The organism is Hymenobacter ruricola (assembly GCF_015694525.1).
Lineage (GTDB): Bacteria > Bacteroidota > Bacteroidia > Cytophagales > Hymenobacteraceae > Hymenobacter > Hymenobacter ruricola.
Genome location: NZ_JADQDM010000002.1, coordinates 51,477 through 74,428, shown reverse-complemented (window position 1 = coordinate 74,428; position 22,952 = coordinate 51,477). Strand labels below are relative to the sequence as shown.

The following is a 22,952-nucleotide window of genomic DNA, read 5'->3' as shown; positions in this document are numbered from 1 at the left end:
TCAGGCGGCGTACAACTCGGCCACTTCGGCCACCACAAAGGTGCTGCCCCCGATGAAGACCACGTCGTCGGGCCCGGCCGCCCGGCGGGCCGCGGCCACAGCCATCGGCACCGACTCATACGCCTCGCCGGCCAGCCCCAGCGCCGCCGCCTGCTGTGCCAGCTCTGCCGCCGGCAAGGCCCGCGGAATCTGGGCCGCGCAAAAATAATACGTGGCCTCCCGGGGCAGCAGAGCCAGCATTTCGGCCACGTCCTTATCATTCACCGTGCCGATGACCAGGTGCAGGGCCCGGTGCGGCACGCGCTGCAGTTGGGCCATCACCAGGCGCAGCCCGGCCGGGTTGTGGCCCGTGTCGCACACCACCAGCGGGCGCCGCCCGATGATACTCCAGCGCCCGCGCAGCCCGGTGAGCTGCGTCACCTGGCGCAGGCCCGTGCGCAGCGCTGCCTCCGTGAGGCGGAAGCCCAGGGCGCGCAGCTCGTCGAGCGTGGCCAGCACGCCGGGCAGGTTGAACTGCTGGTAGTCGCCGGGCAGGCCCAGCTCGGCGTTGGGCAGGTAGGGCCGGCCGTGCTGGGTGACGTGGAGGGCGCGCAGGCCGGTATCCTCGGCCGGTTCGCCCGCGAAGGTGGCGTGGTACACCTGGTCGGCCACCACCAGATGGGCCAGCTTGGCCGCGGCTTCGCGCTCAAACACGGCCGCCACTTCGGGTTGCGTCTGGCTCACCACCACGGGCACACCGGGCTTGATGATGCCTGCTTTCTCGCCCGCGATTTCGGGCAGCGTGTTGCCCAGCAGGGCCTGGTGGTCGAAGCTGATGTTGGTGATGAGCGACACCAGCGGCGTGATGATGTTCGTGGAATCGAAGCGGCCGCCCAGCCCGACTTCGATGATGGCAATGTCGACGCGCTGTTCAGCAAAGTAGTCGAAGGCCAGCGCCACGCACATCTCGAAGAACGAGGGCTGAATTTGCTCGAACAGTGGCCGGTGTTGCGCCACCCATTCCACCAGGTATTCCGGGGCCAGTTCCTGTCCGTTCACCCGGATGCGCTCCGTGAATTCGCGCAAATGAGGCGAGGTGTACAGGCCCACTTTGTAGCCGGCGGCCTGCAGCACCGCCGCCAGCAGGTGCGAGCTGCTGCCTTTGCCGTTGGTGCCGGCCACGTGCACGCTACGAAACTTGCGCTCCGGGTGGCCCAGCGCTTCCGCCAGCGCCAGGGTGTTGCCCAGTCCTTTTTTGAAGCCGGCCGCTCCCACCCGTTGGAACATGGGCAACTGCTCGTAGAGGTAAGTTAGCGTTTCGGAATACGTCACGGCGTTGAAGGTTGGAGCAAGCAGGAAAAACGCAAATTAACGGCTTTGCCGGTTGGCAGTAATCAAAAAGCCCCGCTGCCTGCTTTGCAGACGGCGGGGCTTTTGCGTCAATTGGGACGCTTAACGGACAGAATACCTAAAGTTGTAAAATCCCGTTGCGCCGCCGTCTTTCCCGTTCACATTGCGAAAAGAAGCTTTCATCAAGGCATTGCGCACGGCATTGGTTTGTTCGGGCGAGATGCTGCCCGAAACCTTGGTCACCGATTGAGGGTCGCCATTCGCATCAATGACGATTTTGAATCGGGCCACGCCCGGCGTGTCATCTATTTTTGGAATATCCGGCACCGCCTCAAACGCCCAACCGGCCATTTCGAGGCCCCCGCTGCCGGGGCTACTGCCCGAGCCGCCGCGCCCGGGCGCGCCGTAGAGCGCCTTGGCGTCGAGCGAGCCGTTGGGGTCGCCCTGGTCGCCCACGGTGCCGGGGCGGTCGCCGTTGTTGTTGCCGGTGGGCGCGTTGCTGCTGCCGTTCACGCCGTTGCCGCCGCCGGTGGCACTGCCTTTGGGCGAGAACACCACGGCCACCTGCCGCTTGGGCTTGGGCGCCACTTTCACTTCTTCCTTGGGGGGCGCGGGGGTTTCCACAGGGGCCTCCGACACGGGGCTTTCCTCGGCCTCGCTGGTGATGATTTTCTCCTGCGCCGGCGGCGTGGGGTCGGGCGTGGCGGCCGCCGCGGGCCGGGGCTGCGGGTCGGGGCTGGCCACGGGCGGGCGGCTGTCTTCGCGGTTAGGCGAGTTGTTGGCGGTGGCCATGCTTTGCACATCGCCCGAGCCGGCGGCGTCCAGGCCGTAGTTCAGCTCCACGCCGTCGCCGCCGCCCAGCGGTTGCAGCGGCGGGTCGGGGCCCTTGAACACCATGAAGATGAACAGCAGCAAGAGCCCCCCGTGAACCACCAGGGTGCCAATCAGGCCTTCGCGGCGGTGGGGTTCCTGATAGTCAATAGCCATTGTTGAGGTGCTGATTAATTTATGGGTTAATATGCTGATGCAGAACGAACCAAAAATGCATAATGGCAGGTGATGCCGTTCAGAGCTAGCGCGGTGCCAACTTTCATCAACTCATCAGCAAATTAGTCAATCAGCCCATTATTTGCCGGCCGCCTGCTGCGCCTGGGTGGCCATCACCATTTTCAGCTTGAGGCGGTTGCCGATTTCCAGAATGTCAACCAGCTTCTGAACGTTCAACGAATTATCAACGCGCAGCACCACGGTGGGTTGCTCCTCGGTGGGCGCGGTGCCCACCAGGGCCACCAGCTCGGTTTCGACCGAAGCGGGATTGACCGGCTTTTTATTGACGTAATAAGTCCCGGCCGCGTCCACCGAAATGGTGATGGGCTGCTTCATTACCTGCTTGCTCGATTTGGCGTTGGGCAGCAGCAGCTTGATGACGTTGGGGTTCACCAGCGTGGAGGCAATCAGGAAAAACAACATCAGGAAAAACATGATGTCGTTCATGGCCCCGGTCTCGACGTGCGACGTAAGGCGGTGGCGACGGGATAGATTCATTGGTTGATGTGCTAATGAATTGATAGATTAATGTGCTGAAGGCCGAATCCTAGTTTCAGCACATCAGCACATTAAAGAATCAGCAAATCAATTAATTGTCCTGGAGAATGTCCATGAACTCGATGGCCGAGTTTTCCATGCGGAACACCATGCGCTCGACCAGGATGCTGAGCCAGTGGTAGCCCACGTGGGCGATGATGCCCACGATGAGGCCCGTGGCCGAGGTCACCAGCTTCACGTACAGGCCGTCGGCCACCTGCGGAATGCCAAACTCCTTGGTGGCGGCAATGGAGTAGAAAATCTTGATAACCCCGATGATGGTGCCCACGAAGCCAATCATGGGCGCGATGCCGGCAATGATGCCCAGGATGCTGATGTTCTTTTCGAGGCGCGCAATCTCAATCTTGCCCACGTTTTCCACGCTGGTTTCGATTTCCTTCAGCGGCAGGCCGATGCGGCGCAGGCCTTTCTCCACCATGCGGGCCAGCGGCGAGGCCGTTTGGGCGCACAGCAGCTTGGCGCCGGCCAGGTCGCCTTTCACCATCAGCGAGCGGATGCCATTCATGAAGGAATCGGGGTCGCCGGCGGCCCGCCGGATGGTGAAGTAACGCTCGATGATGATGTAGACCGAAAGAATGGACAGCCCCACCAGCGGAATCATAATCCAGCCGCCGCGCAGCAGCAGGTCGAGCACCGGGACGCTGGTGCTGGCAATGGGGGCGGCGGTGTTAACAGAATCGGCAGCGGCGGGCACCACTTGCAGGAAGAAAACGGACATGCGGGAAATTAAAATTTCAAAGGATAGTAGTCGGCGCGCGTGCTCACGCGCAAGCGCTGCGCTTCGCGTTGAGCCGACGCCAGGTCGGAATAGTCGCCGGCCGTGAGGCGGAACAAGCGGCTCCCAAACGGCGGCAGGATGATGCGGGCATTGGGGTGGTTGCGGGCCAGCCCTTTGCGGCCCTTCTCGGCATTGGCCAGACTGCCGTAGGCGCCGGCAATGACGAAATAACGCCCCGTGCGGTTTTTAATTATAACCGGCGAGGACGCGGCCGGAGCCTTGGGCTTGGTCACTACAGCGGCCGGTACCGCCGGGGCAGCGGCTGCGGCGGGGTCTGTAGCCGCCACGGCCGTCACAGTTGAAGGAGCCGGCGCCGCCGGAGTTGCCACAGTTTCGGCGGGGGCGAGCGCAGTTGGGGCGGCCGGGCGGGGCGCCAGTTCCGGGGCCGCCGACGCGGCGACGTCCGACGGCGGCAGCGGGGTCATGCCTTCGGTAGTCGCCAAGGAGTTATTGCCGAAGGTACGCTGCCCGAGGGTGGCCTGTTGCGGCTCGGCCACGGCCGCGGCGCGCGTAGCGGGGCGGGCCCACTCCAGCCGGGGCAGTTGCGCCTGCCAGCGGGCCGACACCAGCCCGCGGTTGGCCAGGAACTGAAAATTGGCCAACAGCAGTAGACCCGCGGCCACGGCAATGATGCCGCCGGGCACGAGCCGGGCCAGCCGGGTGCGGCGCGCGGCCGCTCCGCGCAGGGCGGGCTGCGGCCGCTTGCTGCGCGCCTCGGCGGCCCGCACGGGCCGGGCCACCAGTTCGGGCAAGCCAAACGCGGACGCCAGCAAATTGTCGGTGCCCGTGTACTCAAAAGCCAGCCCGCGGCCGGCCGCGCGGCGGAAAATGCCGATGCCGGGCAGCTCGGTGCGGTTGGTTTCGTCGAGTTCCCGCTGGAGGCCGGCCACGGCGGCGCGCACGGCTTCGCGGGCCTGCGCGATGGGCAGGCCCAGGTGCTGGCTCAGGGCATCGACGAGCAGGCCGTCGTTGCGGGTCAGGGCCTGGTTGAAGGCCACCAGCTTGGTGGGCGGGCTCAGGGCCTGGCGGCCGGGCTGCACCCGGGCCGAAGAAGCATCGGCCACGAGGCCCCCAAAATCCGGAATAATCACGCAGTCGTGGTCACGGAGCAGGGGGCGGATGTGGTCGGCTAAGTGCATTGTATCAGTTAAGAGTTATGAGTTAAAGGGTAAGAGCTATGTTTCTAAAGCTTACTGCGTTAAACGCAAACAAACTCTCAATTCCTAACTCTCAACGCTTAACTTAGAAGGTGTAGCTCGCGCCGCCAATGACGTTGATGCCTTTCACGGGGTAGCCGTAATAGCGCTGGTATTGGCGGTTTGCCAGGTTATTACCCATCACAAAGATGGATATTTTTGGCGTAATGCGGTAATCGGCCCGCAGGTTTAGGTCGATGATGGGGTCGGTGGCCCGGTAAAAATCCGCCGTCCGGACGGCGCCGGGCGTGACGGCCGGCCGGTAGCTGAGGCCGTAGCTGGCGGAGTAAAAGTAGCCTTCCACGCCCAGCATCAGCTTCTCGAACACGTTGTAGGTGCCGAACACGGAGCCCTGAAACTCGGGCCGGTGGAACGGCTGCGGCAGGTTCTTGAGGGCGTACTTATTATAATCAAGCCGGGTGCCGAGGCGAAACTTCTCGGCCGCGTTATACAGCAGCTCGCCGTGGATGTTGAGGACGCCGGTGGCATTCTGGTCGTACACCAAATCGAATTTGGTGGGGTCGACGGGGTTGTTGGCGTAGAAGTACAGGTTGCGGTCGCGGGCGTAGGTGGCGCGGGCGTTGAATTCCAGCCCGCGGGCCGGCGTGGACGTGAAGCCGGCGTAGATGGTGGGCCCGCGGTGGGTGTCGGCCACGTTGAGGCCGCGGTTCAGCCAGGGGTTTTCGGTGGTCAGGTCGTAGCGCGTCACGCGCTGCAGGGCACCGCCCAGGCCCGCGTACACCATGAATTTCTCGGGCTCGATGGTGTAGCCGAGGCGCACGGCGGGGTAAATCACGCCCTTGCTGACGCTGGTGGCGGTGTCGGAGGAGTAGCCCACCGTGGCGCCCACCGAGAAAGCAATGTTATTCCGCATGAACTCGTATGCCGGCGTGGCTTGCACGAACGTGCGGGAGCGCGACACCTGCTCGTTAGGCGCGGGCACTTGCGCCGTGGCGGGCCGCACGTCTTTCTCTGAGATGAAGGAGGCGTCGGCGTTCACGGTGATGCGGCTCGACTCGCCCAGCGCGTAGCCGACTTTGGCGTTCAGCCGCACGTCGTTTTCGTTGGCCGAGAAAACGTCGCCCCAGTACTGGTAGCCGAGGCTGGCGTCGTATTGCAGCACCTGTTCGGGGTCGCGGTTGTGGGCGTAGGCCTTCACGCCGAAGCGGTTGAATACCTGTTTGATGTCGCCGTTTTCGGGCGTGGCCACGGGCGTGCCGTTGGCCGCCTTTTCGTAGCCGTAGAAGTTGTAGCGCTCGCGGCCCAGGTCCAGGTTGGCGCCAAAGGCGGCCGTGCCCCGATACAGTTCGCCCATGAGGTGGGCGCTGGTTTCGGCCACACCGGAGTTTTTGCCGTCCACGGGCCCGTTGAGGGAGTTGACGTGGCGCACGTCGAGGCCATAGGCGTGGTCGGTGTTGCGGGTGCTGTGGAAGTAGCCGCGGCCGTAAAACGTGCCGTAGTTGCCGATGCCCAGCTTCACGAGGTTGCCGGTGAGCGGCGTGGGCTCTTCGGCCCGAATCGTCAGCACCTTCACTGAGGGGTTGAGCCGGTCGGCGGGCAGGCGGAAATCCGGGAAAGTGTAGGTGACTTTGCGGTCGGTTTTGGGCGGCGCCGGGAGGGCAATTTTGTTGAAGTTGCGCGTGGCTTCGGGCAGCTGGTTCACCCGCTCTTTCACGATTTCAATCTCGGCTTCTTCAATCTTGCCCGTGGTTTTGCCCTTGGTGGGCTGGGCCAGCGCGGCCGGGGCCGCGGCCATTACCAGCACCGTGGCCAGGGCCCAACCCGCCGCCCGGCGTGTTTTCGGCGAAGTATGATGGGTTGACAAACGCTTCATCAGCAAATGGTTATTCAATGAAAAATACGCTGACTTAGCGTTGGGTGGCCGAGTCGGCCGGAACGGTGAGGTTGGTGCGCGGCACCGTGGTTTTGCCCTTGGCCGGGGCAGGCGTAGTGGCGGGCTTGCCGGCCGGGGTGGTGGTTTTGGCTGGCGCCTTGGCCGGGGTTTTAGCGGGGGCCTTGGGGGCGGTTTTGGTCGGTTCGGCGGGCTCTTCGGCCTGGTCGGCGCCGAGGGTTTTGAGGCGCTGCTTGGCGGCTTTCAGCACTTCGGCCACTGGGAAGTTGTTGTCGATGAGCGAATTCAGTGTGCCGCGGGCCTGGAAGTTGTCGCCCTCGGCCGCGTACACATCGGCCACGAGCAGAAAGGCGCGGCCCTGCCACAGCTGGTAGCTGCTGAAATTGGTGTTCACCTTGAGCGCGGCGGCAATGGCTTCGTCGTTTTTCTTCTGCTTAAAGAGCGTCTGGGCCAGGAAATACTGGGCTTCGGCGCCGTTCACGTCGTTGGGGGCGGCGGCCACGGCAGCGGCCAGCTCGGTGGCCGCCTGGTCGTAGCTCTCGGCGCGGTAGCTGGCTTTGCCCAAGTAGAGCAGCGCCGCGTTGGTGGCGTTGGCGGTGGCGCCGGCCTGGGAGCGCAAGTCTTCGGCCGCGCGGCGGGTGCCAGGGTAGTCGCCGGCTTCGTAAAGGCTGCGCATCTGGCCCAGCGTGGCGTTGGCTATTTCGCGGCGGTTGGTGCTGGCGCCGCGCAGGCGCTCGTAGTATTTGGCGGCCTCGGCGTAGTTCTTGTTTTCGTATTCGAGGTCAGCCAGACGGCCCACGGCGCGGTTCACAAATTCGCTTTTGCCTTCACTCACCACGTCGCGCAGGCGGGCCAGGCCCTGCTGCCGGTCGCCGGTTTTCACGTAGGAATCGGCCAGGAAAAACCGGGCGTCCGGCCCCAGCGCCGACTGCGGGTACTGCTTCAAGTACGACTCCAGGCGCAGGATGGCGGGCTGGTATTTCTCAGCCAGATACAACGACTTCGCCGCTTCAAACTCCACGCTTTCCGTGGCCTTGCTATCGGGGTTCTGGATTTTGAACGAAGCCAGCGCGGCGTCAAACTCCTCGGTGCGGCCCAGAGCGGTGAGGCTTTCCTGCAAGCTGTAGATGGCCTGCGAAGCGGCCTCGCTGCGCGGAAAGTCCGAGAGCACCTTCTGGAAGTCGGCCACCGCTTTTTCCTGCTGCTGCAGGTTGGCGTAGGACACGCCGCGCTTTTGGTACGCCTGCGGCATCAGCGGGCTGTTGGGTCGGTTGGCAATCAGCTTGGAAAAGCCGTCCACGGCCGGCTGGTACTCGCCGGCCTCAAACGAGAGCTGGGCCTGTTGAAACACCGCGTCCTCAGCGTAGCGCGAGTTGGGGTTGCTTTTCAGCAGCGCGGCCAGGGTCGAGTTGGCTTCGTCGCGGCGGCCCATCAGGCCCAGCGTGCGGCCTTTCTGGTAATAGGCGTAGTCTTTGTCCGTGGCGTTGGCCTTGATGACCTTGTCGTACAAATCCAGCGCCTGCTGGTAGCTTTTCGACACGTAATACGTGTCGGCCAGGCGCAGCGTGGCGTCGTAATAGTTAGGGTCAGTAGGTTTGGCCGCGTCGTCGTTCAGAAACGCCTGAAACTGCGGCCGGGCGCGGTCGTACTGCTTGGTGTTGTAGTAGGCGTAGCCCAGGCCGTAGCGGGCTTTCTGCTCAAAATCCTTCTCCTCGGGCGTCACGCCGCCCTGCCGGGCCGAGCGGGCCGCCGCCACGTAGGCCGTGATGGCGTCCGGGTACTGCTGGCCCACGCTGAAAATCTCGCCGCGCAACACCTGGGCTGCCGCCCGCAGGGCATCGTCCGACGGGTATTTCAACGACTTGTCCAGCAGCGGCAGGGCCTCGGAGTAGTTGCTGTTGTTGTAGAGCGTAGCGGCCTGTGAGTAGGCCACGCGCTGGTAGGTGGCGTCGAGCTTGGCGCCGCGGTCGTCCAAGCTTTCCAGGTACGTCAGGGCCTGGTTGTAGTCGGTGGAGGACAAAAAGCTATTGCTCAGCAGGTCGTCCACCGTGGCCTGGTTTTTCGAGCGTGGGAATTTTTTGCGGAAATCGCGCAGCACGGCAATGGTTTCCGGCAAATTGCCTTGCTCGTACTGCGCCTGGCCCAGCTTGAGGGTGGCGTTTTCGGCAATGCCCTTGTCGAAGGTGGATTGCCGGGCGGCCTCAAAAGCCGTCACGGCCTGCGGCTTCTGGTTGGTCTGGATGTAGCTCAGGCCCAGGTGGTAAGCCGCGTTCTGGCCCAGTGAGTCGCGGCGCACGGCCACGTTGCGCAGGCTGGCAATGGCGCCCTTGTAGTCCCCCATCTTGTAGTTGGCAAACCCGATTTTGTACTCCAGCGCCGGCTCAATCCGGCCTTTGTGAATGCTGGCGTACTTGTCGAAATTCTCCGCCGCTTCTTTGTACTGACCTTTTTGGTAGTAGGCGTCGCCGAGCAGCAGCTGGATTTCGTCGGAATTCTGGGGCGGCGGGGTGTTTTGCAGCGCCTTGGTGGCGTAGCTTATCAGTCCGTCGTAGTTGCCTTCGCGGTAATAAATCTGGGTCATCACGGCCGGCACCACGGGCTTGTAGGCGTCGTTTTGCTCGGCCACGCCCAGGTCGGTGCGGGCGGCGGCGTAGTCGCCGGCGCGGTAGGCCAGGTAGCCGGCGTAGTAGGAGCTGGCGTACTTGTACTGGCTCTGCACCTGCTTGTTGCGGTCGAAGAGCAGGCGCGCCTTTTCGTAGTCCTTCTGCTCAAAGTAGCTGTAGCCGAGCTTGAAGTCGGACTCGGCGCGCTGGTCGTTGCTCAGGTTGTCGGGGGCCACTTTGGTGAAGTAGCGGATGGCCGACTCGTAGTTTTTCTGGTCGAAGTAAAACTTACCCAGCTCGAAGTAGGCCGACGCGGCGCGCGGGTGGGCCGGGTGCTGGGCGGCAAAGTCAAGAATCAGCCCTTCGGCGTCGGGGTGCGAGAGGTAGAGGCCGCTCACGGCCACGTAGTACTCGGCGTCGGCGGTGCGGTCGCGGGCGGCGGCGGGGCCGGTTTGGCTGGCGTGTACCGGCTCAATGGCCAGGTACTGCCGAAACGCCTCCTGGGCCGCGCCGTACTGGCCGCGGTCAAAGAGCTCCAACCCTTCCTGAAAGTGCCGTTCGTCGGACGCAAAAACCTGGGTTTGCTGGGCCTGGGCCGCGAGCGGGGCCGCCGCGCTCAGGGCCGCCGCCAGCGCCAGCCGGGGAAATAGCTTCATGTAAATACCTGTCGTGGAGGGGCCGCACCGGGCCCGGGAACTGGCCAAAAGTAGCGATAAAAGCCCGTAGGTTGCCCAGCCAACGCCGAAAACCAGGGTTTCATTGCCCGTTGCGCGGGCCAAGCGCCCGGCCGCGGTAAGCCCGGCCATACCCGCTCAGCCGCCTGGAGCGTATACCAAATTCCTTCCACCCGTTTCCATTGGCTGATGAAATCCCTCCTCATCCTTCTCCTGCTCACCCTCGCGGGCTGCGCGGCCGAACAAGTGCAGCACACCGAGCAGCAGTCCAACGTCGACTTTCGCGCCTACAAAACCTACAATTTTCTGGACGTGACGGCGCGCAACGAGGCCGCTTTTCAGGGCCCCGGCACCGGCATCGAAACCCTCAAGCAAGCCATTGGCCGGGAAATGGAACGGCGCGGCTACCAGCTGTCGGCGTCGCCCGATTTGCTGGTCAACATCGGCGTGATGACGCAGGACAAGGTGCAAACCCGCGAAACCACCCTGCGCGACGCCCCCATCTACCTGGGCCAGCGCAACTACCACTGGCAGAGCCAGGACGTGGTGGTGGGCCACTACGAAGAAGGCACGGCTACGGTCGAAGTCGTGGACGCCGCCCGCCAGGAGCTCATCTGGCAAGGCTCGGTCAAAAGCGTCCTCACCCCCAACGCCGACAAGCTCGCCAAACGCATCGACTCGGCCGTGGCGGCCCTGTTTGAGAAGTACCCCGTGGCACCCACGCAGTAGTAGCGCGCGGCCCGGCCACGCCCGGCGCCTAAAAATTGCAGTAGTCCTCGCTGTCCGTCATCTGGGCCCAGCGGGCCGAGAGAAATTTGGCGTAGGCCAGCGGCATCAGGCCGTAGGAACCCAGGGAGTGGCCGTCATTCACTTCCACCACCACGGTTTGGCCGGCGGCCGTGACGCCGATGTCCAGCGAGAAAGCGGCGGGCGCTTCCGGCAGGTAGGCCGCCAGCGCCTGCTCCACCACGGCCGGGTCGAAGTGGGCGCGCCAATCGCCTTTGTAGGGCCGGGCGTCCAGGATGCGGCCGTAGCGCACGAAGCAGCGCCATTCGGTCACGAATTGCAGCGGCTCGGCGCACCACACGGGCGTGTCCTCGTACTGGTCGCCGCAGCCCACTAGGTCGCGCACGCCGCGCACCAGCACGCCGGTAAATTTCTTGGCCTCGTGGATGGGTTTCACGAACACCGGCCACTGGCGGGCATCGGCCGCCACGGCGTTGATGGTGCTTTGCCACAGGCGCCGCCCCAGAAACGGCCGCAGCACCTCGGGGTAGCCCAGCTCGGCGGGCACGGGCCGGCCCAGGGCCCGCAGGCTGGCCCGCACGGCGGCAATGTGGCCCACCACTACCTCATCCGGAGCGTTACCGTGCACCGGCGCATCATCGGTATAAGGCACAATTTCCCAGCCCATCTGCTGGAAGCCGTCCATCGCCAGGTAATTATTGACGCTCTGGGGGATGCCGTGGTGGAAGTGAATGTGAGCGCGCATGGGGTGCAGGGGCTGATGAGGAGGCGAAGTTACCAGCACCAGCGGACGCATCACCGGAGGCATCGGACGAAGCTCCGGAGCCAGCGGATGCGTTTCCGGAGCCAGCGGATGCGTTTCCGGAACCATCGCATGCGCTACCGGAGCCATCGCATGACTTCCGGACCCATTGGACGAGCTACCGGGGGCATCGGATGAGTCCCGGTACCGTCGGACAAGCTACCGCGGGCGTTGAATGGCCAGCCAGCGTTTTACCACCTGAAGCTCCGCTCCACGTTGCTCAGCGCAATAAGGCCCCGGCAGCAGTCACTACCGGGGCCTTATTATAGTTGCAAATCCATCCGCCTATTTGAACTTAGGCGTGGTGCCGGGGATGTTCAAATTACCGTTCTTGTAGCGCTTGTAGAGGTACGCGGCGCCGGCCGCCAGCAGGGCGCCTTTTACCAGGCTGCCGCCGGTCGAACCACCGGCGCGGGTGCCGTCTTCGTTTTTGCGGCCGCCGAATAAGGCGGTGAGCATGCCACCAAGGGTATTGTTCATGAGTGAAATCGGGTTTGAGGTGAGACGCTCCCTTCTACGGCGCCCACGGCCGCGGCGTTACCCCAGCACGCCGGCCGGCACGGCGTGCAAAATCAGCCACACCAGCTCCCGCAGAATCTCGGCGTCGTCCATCGAGCCGCTTTCGATGCCCTTGCTCTGCGCGTCGGCCCGGCGGATGTCGTGGATGATGCCCACTACGCGCTCCACGGGGTAGGCGCGCAGGGCCTGCTGGTACTCCTTTTGGGCGAAGCTGTTCAGGATGCCCAGGCTTTTGTACACGCCGTCGGGCGGGTTGGCGCCGGCCTGGTGCAGCACCAGCAGCTTGGTAAAAAAGTTGAACAGCAAGGTCAGGTTCGGGATGAGCGGGTTGGCCTTGGGGTTGGCCGCGAAATAGCCCAGAATGCGGTTGGCCTTGAGCACGTCGCGCTGCACCAGGGCTTTTTGCAGCTCAAAAATGTTGTAGTCCTTGCTGATGCCCACCAGGCGCTGCACCAGCTCCTCGTCAATCGGTTGGTTGGGCTTGAGGTTGAGCACCAGCTTGTCCACTTCGTTGGCCAGCCGGCCCAGGTCGGCGCCGATATACTCGGCCAGCATGGCCGTGGCCTGCCCCGTGATTTGCAGGCCGCGCGCCCGCACGTTGGCCGTGAGCCACTGCGGCACCTGGCTGTCGTAAAGCTTCTTGCTGGTCATCAGCACGGCCGGCGTGTCCTTGCCACTGAGCAGCTTGCCGAGCTTCTTGCGGCTGTCCAGCGTCTTGTGCTTGTAGCAAAACACCAGCACAGTGCTCGGCAGCGGGTTTTTGAGGTAAGCCTCCAGAAAAGGCCAGCTCCGCTCCTGCTCCAGGTCGGCCACGGTCTGGGCTTCTTTCACGATGACGACGCTGCGCTCGGCCATCATCGGGAAGCGCTTGGCCTGCCCCAGAATCCCGGTTACGTCGATGTCCTTGCCGTACACCACCACCTGGTTGAAGCTGCGCTCGTGCTCGGCCAGGGCCGTTTTTTCAATCAGGTCGGCCACCACGTCGATGTAGTACGGCTCCTCGCCCTGCAAAAAATACACGGGCTGAAACTGCCGCTGGTGCAGCTGCTTGAGAAGGGCGTCGGCTTCTATCAGGGACATGGGGTTTGGGGGACTTAGGGGCTTGGAGGCAGCCCCGCCGCAAAATTAGGCCTTGCCTACCCCCCGCCCTACCTTTGCCCTTCTTTATTACCGGCGTGGTTTAGCGGCCCGGCCATTTTCAGTCGAACCAAAACCACGTCCCCAAGTCCCCAAGACCCCATGTCCCTGATAGAAGAACTGACCTGGCGCGGCATGTTTCACGACGCCATGCCCGGCACCGCCGAACACCTGGCTGCCCACGCGCCCATCACCGGCTACATCGGCTTCGACCCTACGGCGGCTTCGCTGCACATCGGCAACCTGGCCACCATCATGCTGCTGGTGCATTTGCAGCGCGCCGGGCACCGCCCCGTGGCCCTGGTGGGCGGCGCCACCGGCATGATTGGCGACCCCAGCGGCAAATCGGCCGAGCGCAACCTGCTCGACGAAGCCACCCTGCGCCACAACCAGGCCGGCATCCGGGCCCAGTTGGAGAAGTTTCTGGACTTCACCGAAGGCCCCACCGGTGCCTTGGTGGTGAACAACTACGACTGGTTCAAGGACATCGGCTTTCTGGGCTTTTTGCGCGAAGTGGGCAAGCACCTCACCGTGAACTACATGATGGCCAAGGACTCAGTGAAGCGCCGCATCGGTGGCGGTGAGGACGCCGACAGCAGCGGCATCAGCTACACCGAATTCAGCTACCAGCTGCTGCAGGGCTACGACTTCGTGCACCTCAACAAAACGCTGGGCTGCACCCTGCAAATGGGCGCCAGCGACCAGTGGGGCAACATCACGACGGGCACCGAGCTCATCCGCCGCATCGCCAACGCCGAGGGCACCGAAGCCAAAGCTTACGCCCTCACCGGCCAGCTCATCACCAAGGCCGACGGCACCAAGTACGGCAAGTCCGAAACCGGCACCGTCTGGCTCGACCCCTCCCTGACGTCGCCCTACCAGTTCTACCAGTTTTTCCTGCGCGCCGAAGACGCCGACGCCCCGCGCCTCATTCGCGTGTTCACGCTGCTGCCCCAGGCCGAAATCGAAGCCCTCGAAGCCCAGCACGCCCTCAACCCCGGCCTCAAAACCCTGCAAAAGGCGCTGGCCAAAGACGTCACCATCCGCGTGCACTCCGAAGCGGCCTTCGAAGCGGCCGTGGCGGCCTCCGAAGTGCTATTTGGCAAAGGCGGCGACCTCGGCAGCCTGAGCGAAGCGACCCTGCTCGACGCCTTCGCGGGGCTGCCGCACCTGCGCGTGCCCCGCGCCGACACCGCCGCCCTGCCCGTAGCCGTGCTCTTGAGCGACGCCACCGACAAGCAAATTCTATCCTCGCGGGGCGAAGCCCGGAAGCTGGTGCAGTCCAACGGCCTCAGCGCCAACGGCGCCAAGCTCACCTCGCCCGAAACGCCCGTGGCCGAGCTGCCCCTGCTGCACGGCAAATACCTGGTGATAAAAAAGGGCAAGAAAGACTACTTCCTGGTCGAGCTGACGTAAGGCGTCCCGCGCCCGCCGGCCCCCGATTGCCCAAACAAAAAGGCCCTGCCAAACGGCAGGGCCTTTTTATCGTCCGCAGCATCCGCGAAATCCGAAAACTCCGCCGAAGCCGTGGTTCCGACTACTTCTTGGCAGCGGCTTTCTTGGCCGGAGCAGCTTTGGCAGCAGCGGGAGCGGCCTTCTTGGCGGGAGCGGCTTTCTTGGCGCCGGCGGCCGGAGCGGCAGCCCCTGCGCTGGCGTTTTTGGTGTTCTGCACTTCGGTGCGGAACGCCTGCGCCATCGTCTTCAGCTCCTGCATGCCTTTGCGCACGCGGGTGCCGGCGGCAGCGTTCTGCTTGTCGTAGAATTTCGAGAAATCGTCTTCGAGCGACATCACGAGGTCTTTCAGTTTGCTGAAATTGTTCATTGGGGGTTGGGGGTTGGGGGTGAAAAATGAGCTTTCTAAGCGGTTAAGCCGGCCCTAATATACAGGGATTTCAAATGCAAGCAAGTTTTTCAACTTTTTTTCAAAACCGCCTCCCCGGCTTTTAGAGGCCGATTTTCCCAAAAAAAACCCTGATTCCAGCAAGTAGGGCTAAAGTGCTTAGCTTAGAAATGTCCAAAAACGAAAGCGCCGGCTCCCCTCTCAGGAAGCCGGCGCGGGGGCTTGCCAACAGCTATTCTAGGCCGTTTGGGCCGTTGAAGGCGCTTTGCTGTAGAGGCCCTTGTCGAGCTTGGCGGCCATGGCTTCGAAGGCCACAATCGTTTCCTGCACGTCGTCGAGCGTGTGCATGGCCGTGGGGATGAGGCGCAGCATAATCACGCCCTTGGGCACCACCGGATACACCACAATGGAGCAGAAAATGCCGTGATTCTCGCGTAAATCGAAGGTTAGGGCCGTGGCGTCGGAGATTTCGCCGTTCAGAAACACGGGCGTCACCGGCGATTCGGTGGTGCCGATGTTGAAGCCTTTTTCCTTCAGCCCGCCCTGCAGGGCCCGCACGATGGTCCAGAGCTTTTCGCGGTATTCGGGGTGGGTGCGAATCAACTCCAGGCGCTTCAGGGCGCCGATTACGAGCGGCATGGGCAGCGATTTGGCGAAAATCTGGCTACGCATGTTGTATCGCAAATATTCAATCACGCTTTCTTGCCCGGCCACGAACGCGCCGATGCTGGCCATGCTCTTGGCGAAGGTGTAAAAAATCAGGTCCACGCCCTCCACGCAGCCCAAATGTTCGGCCGTGCCGGCCCCGGTGGGGCCCAGCGTGCCAAAACCGTGAGCATCGTCGACGAAGATGCGGAAGTCGAATTTTTTCTTCAATTCCACGATTTCGCGCAGCTTGCCCAAGTTGCCCGACATGCCGAACATGCCCTCGGTAATCACGAGAATGCCGCCGCCGGTTTCATCGGTCAGGCGCTTGGCGCGCTCGAGCTGCTTTTCGAGGCTGGCCATGTCGTTGTGCGAAAACACGAAGCGCTTGCCCTGGTGCAGGCGCACGCCGTCGATGATGCAGGCGTGCGACTCGGCGTCGTACACGATGGCGTCGTGGCGGCTCACCAGCGCGTCGATGATGCTCACCACGCCCTGGTAGCCGAAGTTGAGGAGCAGCGCGCCGGGCTTTTGCACGAAGTCGGCCAGCTCGTTTTCTAGCTGCTCGTGCAGGGTCGAGTTGCCGCTCATGATGCGGGCGCCCATGGGGTAGGCCATGCCGTATTCGGTGGCGCCGTCGATGTCGGCCTGCCGCACTTCGGGGTGGTTGGCCAGGCCCAGGTAGTTGTTCAGGCTCCAGGTCAGCACTTCTTTGCCCCGAAACTGCATGCGGGGCTGAATCTGGCCTTCGAGCTTGGGAAAGGCAAAATAGCCGTGGGCGTAGTGCGAATGCGAACCCAGCGGGCCGCGGTTGGCCGAAATCCGGTCGAAAATATCCACTGAAAAAACGGGTGTTAGGTGAGGTAATGAGGGGGTACCGGCCGCTTGCTGGCAAAAAAGCACTGCCAACGAAAGGCCCAACTACAAAGGTAACCCCGGGCCGCGGATGTACATAATTTGGGCTTAATAACGCCGCCAAGCGGTTGAAGCTTGCCGCCGCCGTGCGCTTTGCCCGTTTCTTTGTGGCCGATTAAAGCAATCTAGAGCAAAACAGAGCATCTCAGTCCGTCATGCCGAGCGCAGCGAAGCATCTTTACCGCGCAACGCAATCCAAGAGAAAAGATTTACTACTGCGGTAAAGATGCTTCGCTGCGCTCGGCATGACGTTCTTTTAATCAGATAGGCCTCTGCCCAAATCCCACCCATGAAAAAAATATCCAAGCTGCTCGTCGCCAACCGGGGCGAAATTGCCCTGCGCGTCCTCCGCTCCGCCAAGGAAATGGGCATTGCCACCGTGGCCATCTACTCCGAAGCCGACCGCAACGCCCTGCACGTGCGCTACGCCGACGAAGCCGTGTGCGTGGGCCCACCTGCCTCCAAAGACAGCTACCTGCGCGGCGACAAGATTCTGGCGGTGTGCCAGGAACTCGGCGTCGACGCCATTCACCCCGGCTACGGCTTCCTGAGCGAGAACGCCGGTTTTGCCCGCGCCGTGAAGGAGGCCGGGCTGATTTTCGTAGGGCCCAGCCCCGAGGCCATGGAAATCATGGGAGACAAGCTCTCAGCCAAACAAGCGGTGCAGGCCTACAATATTCCGCTGGTGCCGGGCACGGCCGAGGCCATTTCGGACGTAGCGGCGGCCAAGCAGATTGCGCAGGAAGTGGGCTTTCCCATCCTGATTAAAGCCTCGGCCGGCGGCGGCGGCAAGGGCATGCGGATTGTGAACAACGCGGACGAGTTTGAAGAGCAGATGCAGCTGGCCATCAACGAGGCCGTGTCGGCGTTTGGCGATGGTGCGGTGTTCATCGAAAAGTTCGTGACCGGGCCGCGCCACATCGAAATCCAGGTATTGGGCGACGAGCACGGCCACATCGTGCACTTGTTTGAGCGCGAGTGCAGCATCCAGCGCCGCCACCAGAAGGTGATTGAAGAGGCGCCCTCCTCGGTGCTCACGCCCGAGCTGCGCGCCCGCATGGGCCAGTGCGCCGTGGACGTGGCCCGCGCCTGCGACTACACCGGCGCCGGCACCGTGGAATTTCTGCTCGATGATAAGCACAACTTCTACTTCCTGGAAATGAACACCCGCCTGCAGGTGGAGCACCCGGTGACCGAGCAAATCACCGGCCTCGACCTGGTGAAGGAGCAAATCCGGGTGGCCGAGGGCTACCCGCTGCCTTTCGCGCAGGAAGACCTCACCATCACCGGCCACGCGCTGGAGCTGCGCGTGTACGCCGAAGACCCGCAAAACAACTTTCTGCCCGACATCGGCACGCTGAGCACCTACGTGCGCCCCCAGGGCCCCGGCGTGCGCGTGGACGACGGCTTCGAGCAAGGCATGGACATCCCGATTTACTACGACCCGATGATTGCCAAGCTCGTCACCTTCGGGGCCGACCGCGCCGAGGCCATTGCCCGCATGCTGCGCGCCATTGAGGAGTATAAAATCACGGGCATCGAAACCACGCTGGCTTTTGGCACCTACGTGCTGACGCACCCGGCCTTCGTGAGCGGCAACTTCGACACGAACTTCATCAAGGACCATTTTAATCCCGCCAACCTCGCCCCTGCCGCGCCCGACGAGGCCACGGCCAAAGTAGCCGCCGCGCTGGGCGCCCTGTTGCTGGAAACTAAGAAACCCAAAGCAACTGCCGCAACCGGCGAAACGACCGGCGCGGCGGTTTCCGGGTGGCGCCGGAACCGGCTGGGGGTGCGGTAGACGAGCGAGCTTAAAAAGCAAAACGCCTGACCGATAAGTCAGGCGTTTTGCTTTTTAAGTCCCAGGCACGCTACATCAGGTGGTTTTGGTGTACCGTTTGTACAGCGCTGTTATGCGCACCGGCTTCCAGGCCTTGCGCACGAAAAGCAGCCGGTTTGTCACAACCAAAAGCTGCTCCGGACCGGCCACGGCGATGGATTCCGGGGCTGGGTATTGTCCCTCGTCGGCCGGAGCATCCAGGAGTTGTTCCAACTGTAGACGCGTAAGCGCCGCATTGAAGTTGAAATACCGGTAAGTGGGTTGATTGACGAAGCCCAGCACCATCAGCGAATCCGGGCTGCTGTAATTCCAGTTCCGCGTTACGTTTTGGTGCTGCCAAAACTGCACCGCCATGCCGATATAGTCGTTTTTAGGACTATTGTTGCCTATCAGCACTTCAAAATCACTGTTTGATAAGCCCGGGATTTCGTCGCTAAGGTTTGTAGAGAACCGGCCGTCCTCATTGAGGTCGACGGCGAGGTCGCTGGTCACCGAAACGATTTTGTATTTGCCGTGAAATTGTTCTTTCAACGCTGATACATCTTTGCTGGGCGCTAGCTTGTCTTTTTGACAACTTCCCAGGGTTGCGGTTATACCGAGTAGCAGAAGGACCGTTTTTTTCATAGCTGTGGGGTCAGGAGATGCACCAAAGCTACGCCATTCCCTGGCGCGCGCTGGCGTCCCGCGCGTGCGCCGGCTAGGGATGGGTTCGGCTGGTGGAGTCGTAGGGTTGCCCGCTGGCGTGTATACGGGGCGGCTGTTGGTGCTGGTGTTTCGGCGGTGCCCAGCAGCCGGCGGCGGGCGCAGCACCTTAGCAAGCTGCATTGCCTACCTTTGATTTATACAGCATTGCCGAATGAACCCAAACTCGCTCGAAGCCTTTTATAGCAAACTCGCGGCCGGGCCCACGCCAGCGGCCGGCCGATTGCGGCTCACGGCTACGCCGCAGGAAGTGGGGCATTTCAACGTCTTCCGCGTGGCCGACCTGATGCTGGCCAACCGCCACCGCCCCCCGATGGCCTTTGACCGGCGGGCTTTCTACAAAATCAGCCTGATTCGCGGGCGCAGCCGCATCGAGTTCGCTGACCAAAGCACGGACGTGGCGCGCCAGGCCCTGTGGTTTGTGACGTCGCGGGTTCCTTACCGGTGGCTGCCGCACGACGCGGAGCAGTCCGGCTACTTCTGCATCTTCACCGAGGAGTTTCTGCTGCCCGCCAAGAGCGGCGTGGTGCTGAGCGAATTGCCGGTTTTTCAGCCCGGTGGCTGCCCGGTGCTGCCCGTGACGGACGAGGACTACGCGACCATTGAAGCCATTTTTGAGAAAATGGCGCGGGAAATCACGTCGGAGTATGCCTACAAGTACGACCTGCTGCGGGCCTACCTGCTCGAACTGATTCACGCGGGCCAAAAGCTGCAGCCGGCCCCGATGCTGGCGCCCGCGCCCAACGCCTCGGCACGAGTGGCGGCCCGGTTTGCCGAGCTGCTGGAGCGGCAGTTTCCGCTGGAAAGCCCGCAGCAGCGGCTGCGGCTGCGCACCGCCAAAGATTACGCCGACCAGCTGGCCGTGCACGTCAACCACCTCAACCGGGTGCTGAAAGAAACCACCGGCCACACCACCACTTCCCTAATCAGCGGCCGGGTGACCCAGGAAGCCAAGATGCTGCTGAAGCAAACCAACTGGAACGTTTCGGAAATTGCCGACGGCCTGGGTTTTGCCGACGTGGCGCATTTCTGCAATTTCTTCAAGCGCCAGACCGGCCTAGTGCCCGGTGCCTTCCGCGGCTAATACAATTGTTTGAATGCTGCAGCAAACGGTTTGACCCGCGCAACAGTGCGGCCACCCATCGGCGGGACCTTTGTGAGGTACTCCAACCCCTCATAAAAACCCTTTGTCATGAAAGTATTTGTCACCGGCGCCACCGGCTTTGTCGGCTCGGCCATTGTTCAGGAATTGCTCGGCGCGGGCCACCAGGTGCTGGGCCTGGCCCGTTCGGACGCGGGGGCCCAGGCGCTGGCCGCGGCGGGTGCCCAGGTTCACCGCGGCTCGCTCGAAGACCTCACCAGCCTGCGCCGGGGCGCGGCGGCCGCCGACGGCGTCATTCACACGGCCTTCGTGCACGATTTCTCGGCCTTCGCCGCCGCGGCCGACACCGACCGCCGCGCCATTGAGGCCCTCGGGGCGGAGCTGGCGGGTTCGGCCCGGCCGCTCGTCGTCACGTCCGGGGTGGCGGGCCTGCCCCCGGGCCGCGTGGTGACGGAAGCCGACGCGCCCACCCACGCGCCGGGCTACCCGCGCCGCTCCGAAGAGGTGGCACTGGCGCTGGCCGCGCAGGGCCTCAACGCCACGGTGGTGCGCCTGGCACCTTCGGTGCACGGGGCCGGCGACCACGGCTTCGTGCCCATGCTCATCGGCATTGCCCGCGAAAAGGGCGTGGCGGCGTACGTGGGCGACGGCGGCAACCGCTGGCCCGCCGTGCACCGGCTCGATGCGGCCCGCCTCTACCGCCTGGTGCTGGAGCGGGGCACGGCCGGCACGCGCTACCACGGCATCGCCGAGGAAGGCGTGCCCATGCGCGACATTGCGGCCGTCATCGGCCGCCGGCTGGGCTTGCCGGTGGTGGCCAAAGCCCCGGAGGAAGCGGCCGGGCATTTTGGCTGGATGGCCGGCTTCGTCGGGCTTGATGCGCCGGCTTCCAGCGCGTTCACGCAACAGCAGCTGGGCTGGCATGCCAGCCAGGCCTCGCTTCTGGAGGATATGGAACACGGCGACTATTTCGCGAGCTAAAAGCCGGTGGAGCGAGAAACCCGACACGTTTAAGCCAACGTAATCGTAGCTGCATCAAACCCCAAACTCCCCGGTCGCGCTTGCAGCCGGGGCAGTTTGGGGTTTCATGCAACGGGGCCAGGAGGGGCCGCGCTGCCTGACTCAGGGGTGGATGGGAAACATTTTTTCGTCGACTTCGGTCCCCTGGCCTGCCACTCGGCACCAGCCCGCGGCTTTTTTGACGTACACTTCCAGCCGGCGCACCTTGAGGGCGATGTCGCGCCCGTCCACGTTCAGTTGCACGTCGGCCAGCCAGTTCACCACGGCCGAGGTGCCACCGTAGACGCGGATGATTTCGGTGCCGGGCACGGGCTTCACGGATTTGAAAATCAGCTTTTCTTTGGTTTGCACGGCTTTGTGCTCCTGCGCCGAAAAGGAAATGTCGCCTTTGGCCCCCACCATCACGACGTCGTTGCAGGCGGCCGGGCCGTTGGCAGCGCCGGGGGTGTGCAGCAGGGCTTTTATTTCCCGGCGCTCTTTGGCGTAGCTCACCGTGTCCATCTGAGCGTAGGCGCTGGTGGCGGCCAGGAGGCAAAGCGTCGTGGTTATCGTTGTTTTCATGGTTGCGGCGTTGGTGTGGGCCAAAATTAGGCCGGACCACAGGCCGGAAATAGTATAAATCCGACGTCTTTGTGGCCCGGAGCGGGCGCCTACAGTCGCAGGTCGTCCTGGATTTTTAGCGGAGAATCCTGTATTTCCAGCGCCAGCAGCTTGGGCGTGGTGGCGGTGAATTGCTTGAAGTCCCGGATGAGGTGCATCTGGTCGTAGTAGCCGCACTGGTGGCTGATGGCGGTCCAGCGGGCGTGCGGGTGGTTCACTTTCAGGCGGTAGGCCCGGGAGAAGCGCGCCACGCGGGCGAAAAACTTGGGCGAATAGCCCAGCACCTCGTGGGCCTTGCGCTCAAACTGCCGGTTGCTGAGGCAGGCCAGCGCCGCGATTTCATCGATGGTGTGCGCAGCGTTTCCGCCCGATAACAGCCGGATGGCGCACTCAAAGGGGCTGGCGGCAATCAGGCTCATTTTGCGCAGCAGGTAGGCTTCCACGGTGTTTTTCATGGCCAGGGGCTGGGTGGCGGCCTGGAGTTTTTCACTGACTTCACGCAGCTCCGGCCCCAGCACATCGGCCGCGTCGAGGGGCGTGTCGAGCAGCTCGTGCAGGGGCAGGCGCAGCAGGCGAAACAGCCCGCCGGGATGGAAAGCCACCGACACGAAGCGGTGTCGCGGGCCCATGGCCAAATCGACTTTGGTGGTTTGGGGCCCCACGATGGTGCAGGCCGGCAGGTCCCGAAACGCCTGCGGGCCCTGCCGGCTGCGGGTGGCATCGGCGGGGTAAAAGTTGAGGCAGTGCTGCGGCGTGGGCGGAAACGGCGCCAGGCGGCTATAGGCCGGACCATCCAGCCGGACATCCACCACCATGATGTGGCTCACGAACGGCTGCAAGCCCCGCTGCACTTGAAAATAATCCGGCTTCATAGCCCCGGCTTGAGGTAAAATGACAGAAGCATTCGCGCTTTTCTGCCCCAAGCTAAGCAGCAACGGCCAGCCATTCCCCTTCCAGCAGCTGCATTGGAAGCGGCTATTTACTTTGCGCTGTCCGGTAACGCCGACGGGTTTTGGTAGATAACTCTGCTGGCCATGCTGTTCGTA

At 63.1% G+C, this 22,952-nt stretch carries 19 protein-coding genes and 1 pseudogene; 5 read left to right on the top strand and 15 right to left on the bottom strand.

The window, feature by feature from the left end; genetic code table 11:
* The 7 genes from I2H31_RS04340 to I2H31_RS04310 form a co-directional block, all read right to left on the bottom strand.
* A complete protein-coding gene (locus I2H31_RS04340; protein ID WP_317192175.1) occupies positions 1–1,311 on the bottom strand; it encodes a bifunctional folylpolyglutamate synthase/dihydrofolate synthase in 1,311 nt (436 codons plus the stop codon).
* Between the two features lie 120 nt (positions 1,312–1,431).
* Positions 1,432–2,316 (bottom strand): hypothetical protein, encoded by an 885-nt coding sequence (locus tag I2H31_RS04335; protein WP_196291790.1) that lies wholly within the window; start codon positions 2,314–2,316, stop codon positions 1,432–1,434.
* A 138-nt stretch (positions 2,317–2,454) separates the two neighbouring features.
* Positions 2,455–2,874, bottom strand: a complete 420-nt coding sequence (locus I2H31_RS04330; RefSeq protein ID WP_196291789.1) for an ExbD/TolR family protein — start codon at positions 2,872–2,874, stop codon at positions 2,455–2,457.
* A gap of 91 nt (positions 2,875–2,965) precedes the next feature.
* A complete protein-coding gene (locus I2H31_RS04325; protein ID WP_196291788.1) occupies positions 2,966–3,652 on the bottom strand; it encodes a MotA/TolQ/ExbB proton channel family protein in 687 nt (228 codons plus the stop codon).
* 8 nt (positions 3,653–3,660) lie between these two features.
* On the bottom strand, positions 3,661–4,851 hold the full coding sequence (locus I2H31_RS04320; RefSeq protein ID WP_196291787.1) for an HU domain-containing protein: 1,191 nt from the start codon (positions 4,849–4,851) through the stop codon (positions 3,661–3,663).
* Between the two features lie 103 nt (positions 4,852–4,954).
* Complete coding sequence (locus I2H31_RS04315; RefSeq protein WP_196291786.1) at positions 4,955–6,742, bottom strand: TonB-dependent receptor; 1,788 nt, start codon at positions 6,740–6,742, stop codon at positions 4,955–4,957.
* Between the two features lie 34 nt (positions 6,743–6,776).
* Positions 6,777–10,019 (bottom strand): tetratricopeptide repeat protein, encoded by a 3,243-nt coding sequence (locus I2H31_RS04310; RefSeq protein WP_196291785.1) that lies wholly within the window; start codon positions 10,017–10,019, stop codon positions 6,777–6,779.
* A gap of 207 nt (positions 10,020–10,226) precedes the next feature.
* Between I2H31_RS04310 and I2H31_RS04305 the strand changes: the two genes are divergently transcribed.
* Positions 10,227–10,766: a DUF4136 domain-containing protein gene (locus I2H31_RS04305; protein ID WP_196291784.1), complete on the top strand. Its 540-nt coding sequence runs from the start codon at positions 10,227–10,229 to the stop codon at positions 10,764–10,766.
* Between the two features lie 28 nt (positions 10,767–10,794).
* Here I2H31_RS04305 and I2H31_RS04300 read toward each other — a convergent pair whose 3' ends face one another.
* The 3 genes from I2H31_RS04300 to holA all read right to left on the bottom strand — a co-directional run bounded on the left by I2H31_RS04300 (position 10,795) and on the right by holA (position 13,185).
* Positions 10,795–11,529: an ATP-grasp domain-containing protein gene (locus I2H31_RS04300; RefSeq protein ID WP_196291783.1), complete on the bottom strand. Its 735-nt coding sequence runs from the start codon at positions 11,527–11,529 to the stop codon at positions 10,795–10,797.
* Between the two features lie 342 nt (positions 11,530–11,871).
* Positions 11,872–12,066 carry a hypothetical protein gene (locus tag I2H31_RS04295; protein WP_196291782.1) on the bottom strand — a complete coding sequence of 65 codons (195 nt, stop codon included), beginning with the start codon at positions 12,064–12,066 and terminating at the stop codon, positions 11,872–11,874.
* A 57-nt stretch (positions 12,067–12,123) separates the two neighbouring features.
* Positions 12,124–13,185 (bottom strand): DNA polymerase III subunit delta, encoded by a 1,062-nt coding sequence (gene holA, locus I2H31_RS04290; protein WP_196291781.1) that lies wholly within the window; start codon positions 13,183–13,185, stop codon positions 12,124–12,126.
* A 159-nt stretch (positions 13,186–13,344) separates the two neighbouring features.
* Here holA and tyrS point away from each other — a divergent pair, with 159 nt between their 5' ends.
* Positions 13,345–14,658, top strand: a complete 1,314-nt coding sequence (gene tyrS, locus I2H31_RS04285; protein WP_196291780.1) for a tyrosine--tRNA ligase — start codon at positions 13,345–13,347, stop codon at positions 14,656–14,658.
* A 232-nt stretch (positions 14,659–14,890) separates the two neighbouring features.
* On the opposite strand, the pseudogene I2H31_RS25590 reads toward tyrS, so the two are convergent.
* Positions 14,891–15,064: pseudogene (locus I2H31_RS25590) on the bottom strand (histone H1); the annotation flags it as partial.
* Positions 15,065–15,319: 255 nt separating this feature from the next.
* Complete coding sequence (locus I2H31_RS04275; protein WP_196291778.1) at positions 15,320–16,567, bottom strand: aminotransferase class I/II-fold pyridoxal phosphate-dependent enzyme; 1,248 nt, start codon at positions 16,565–16,567, stop codon at positions 15,320–15,322.
* A 364-nt stretch (positions 16,568–16,931) separates the two neighbouring features.
* Between I2H31_RS04275 and accC the strand changes: the two genes are divergently transcribed.
* Entirely contained in the window at positions 16,932–18,443 is a 1,512-nt protein-coding gene (gene accC / locus I2H31_RS04270; RefSeq protein ID WP_196291777.1) for an acetyl-CoA carboxylase biotin carboxylase subunit, read from the top strand.
* Positions 18,444–18,518: 75 nt separating this feature from the next.
* Here accC and I2H31_RS04265 read toward each other — a convergent pair whose 3' ends face one another.
* Entirely contained in the window at positions 18,519–19,106 is a 588-nt protein-coding gene (locus tag I2H31_RS04265; RefSeq protein WP_196291776.1) for a hypothetical protein, read from the bottom strand.
* Positions 19,107–19,338: 232 nt separating this feature from the next.
* On the opposite strand from I2H31_RS04265, the gene I2H31_RS04260 reads away from it, so the two are divergent.
* Positions 19,339–20,268, top strand: coding sequence for a helix-turn-helix domain-containing protein (locus I2H31_RS04260; RefSeq protein WP_196291775.1), 930 nt, complete (start codon positions 19,339–19,341; stop codon positions 20,266–20,268).
* Between the two features lie 108 nt (positions 20,269–20,376).
* On the top strand, positions 20,377–21,267 hold the full coding sequence (locus tag I2H31_RS04255; RefSeq protein WP_196291774.1) for an SDR family oxidoreductase: 891 nt from the start codon (positions 20,377–20,379) through the stop codon (positions 21,265–21,267).
* A 141-nt stretch (positions 21,268–21,408) separates the two neighbouring features.
* Here the strand turns inward: I2H31_RS04255 and I2H31_RS04250 are convergent, their stop codons facing one another.
* Both I2H31_RS04250 and I2H31_RS04245 read right to left on the bottom strand, forming a co-directional pair.
* The gene (locus I2H31_RS04250) at positions 21,409–21,867 is read right to left on the bottom strand and encodes a hypothetical protein (RefSeq protein ID WP_196291773.1); all 459 of its coding nucleotides are present in this window, start codon (positions 21,865–21,867) and stop codon (positions 21,409–21,411) included.
* 89 nt (positions 21,868–21,956) lie between these two features.
* Entirely contained in the window at positions 21,957–22,778 is an 822-nt protein-coding gene (locus tag I2H31_RS04245; RefSeq protein WP_196291772.1) for a helix-turn-helix domain-containing protein, read from the bottom strand.
* Between the last annotated feature and the right edge of the window lie 174 nt (positions 22,779–22,952).

Excerpts from the sequence above, each read along its gene's own strand:
- I2H31_RS04330 (WP_196291789.1), bottom strand. The coding sequence starts at position 2,874 with ATGAATCTATCCCGTCGCCACCGCCTTACGTCGCACGTCGAGACCGGG.
- I2H31_RS04295 (WP_196291782.1), bottom strand. The coding sequence starts at position 12,066 with ATGAACAATACCCTTGGTGGCATGCTCACCGCCTTATTCGGCGGCCGC.
- I2H31_RS04250 (WP_196291773.1), bottom strand. The coding sequence starts at position 21,867 with ATGAAAACAACGATAACCACGACGCTTTGCCTCCTGGCCGCCACCAGC.
- I2H31_RS04320 (WP_196291787.1), bottom strand. The coding sequence starts at position 4,851 with ATGCACTTAGCCGACCACATCCGCCCCCTGCTCCGTGACCACGACTGC.
- holA (WP_196291781.1), bottom strand. The coding sequence starts at position 13,185 with ATGTCCCTGATAGAAGCCGACGCCCTTCTCAAGCAGCTGCACCAGCGG.
- tyrS (WP_196291780.1), top strand. The coding sequence starts at position 13,345 with ATGTCCCTGATAGAAGAACTGACCTGGCGCGGCATGTTTCACGACGCC.
- I2H31_RS04305 (WP_196291784.1), top strand. The coding sequence starts at position 10,227 with ATGAAATCCCTCCTCATCCTTCTCCTGCTCACCCTCGCGGGCTGCGCG.
- I2H31_RS04265 (WP_196291776.1), bottom strand. The coding sequence starts at position 19,106 with ATGAAAAAAACGGTCCTTCTGCTACTCGGTATAACCGCAACCCTGGGA.
- I2H31_RS04310 (WP_196291785.1), bottom strand. The coding sequence starts at position 10,019 with ATGAAGCTATTTCCCCGGCTGGCGCTGGCGGCGGCCCTGAGCGCGGCG.
- I2H31_RS04300 (WP_196291783.1), bottom strand. The coding sequence starts at position 11,529 with ATGCGCGCTCACATTCACTTCCACCACGGCATCCCCCAGAGCGTCAAT.
- I2H31_RS04335 (WP_196291790.1), bottom strand. The coding sequence starts at position 2,316 with ATGGCTATTGACTATCAGGAACCCCACCGCCGCGAAGGCCTGATTGGC.
- I2H31_RS04315 (WP_196291786.1), bottom strand. The coding sequence starts at position 6,742 with ATGAAGCGTTTGTCAACCCATCATACTTCGCCGAAAACACGCCGGGCG.
- accC (WP_196291777.1), top strand. The coding sequence starts at position 16,932 with ATGAAAAAAATATCCAAGCTGCTCGTCGCCAACCGGGGCGAAATTGCC.
- I2H31_RS04325 (WP_196291788.1), bottom strand. The coding sequence starts at position 3,652 with ATGTCCGTTTTCTTCCTGCAAGTGGTGCCCGCCGCTGCCGATTCTGTT.
- I2H31_RS04245 (WP_196291772.1), bottom strand. The coding sequence starts at position 22,778 with ATGAAGCCGGATTATTTTCAAGTGCAGCGGGGCTTGCAGCCGTTCGTG.
- I2H31_RS04255 (WP_196291774.1), top strand. The coding sequence starts at position 20,377 with ATGAAAGTATTTGTCACCGGCGCCACCGGCTTTGTCGGCTCGGCCATT.
- I2H31_RS04260 (WP_196291775.1), top strand. The coding sequence starts at position 19,339 with ATGAACCCAAACTCGCTCGAAGCCTTTTATAGCAAACTCGCGGCCGGG.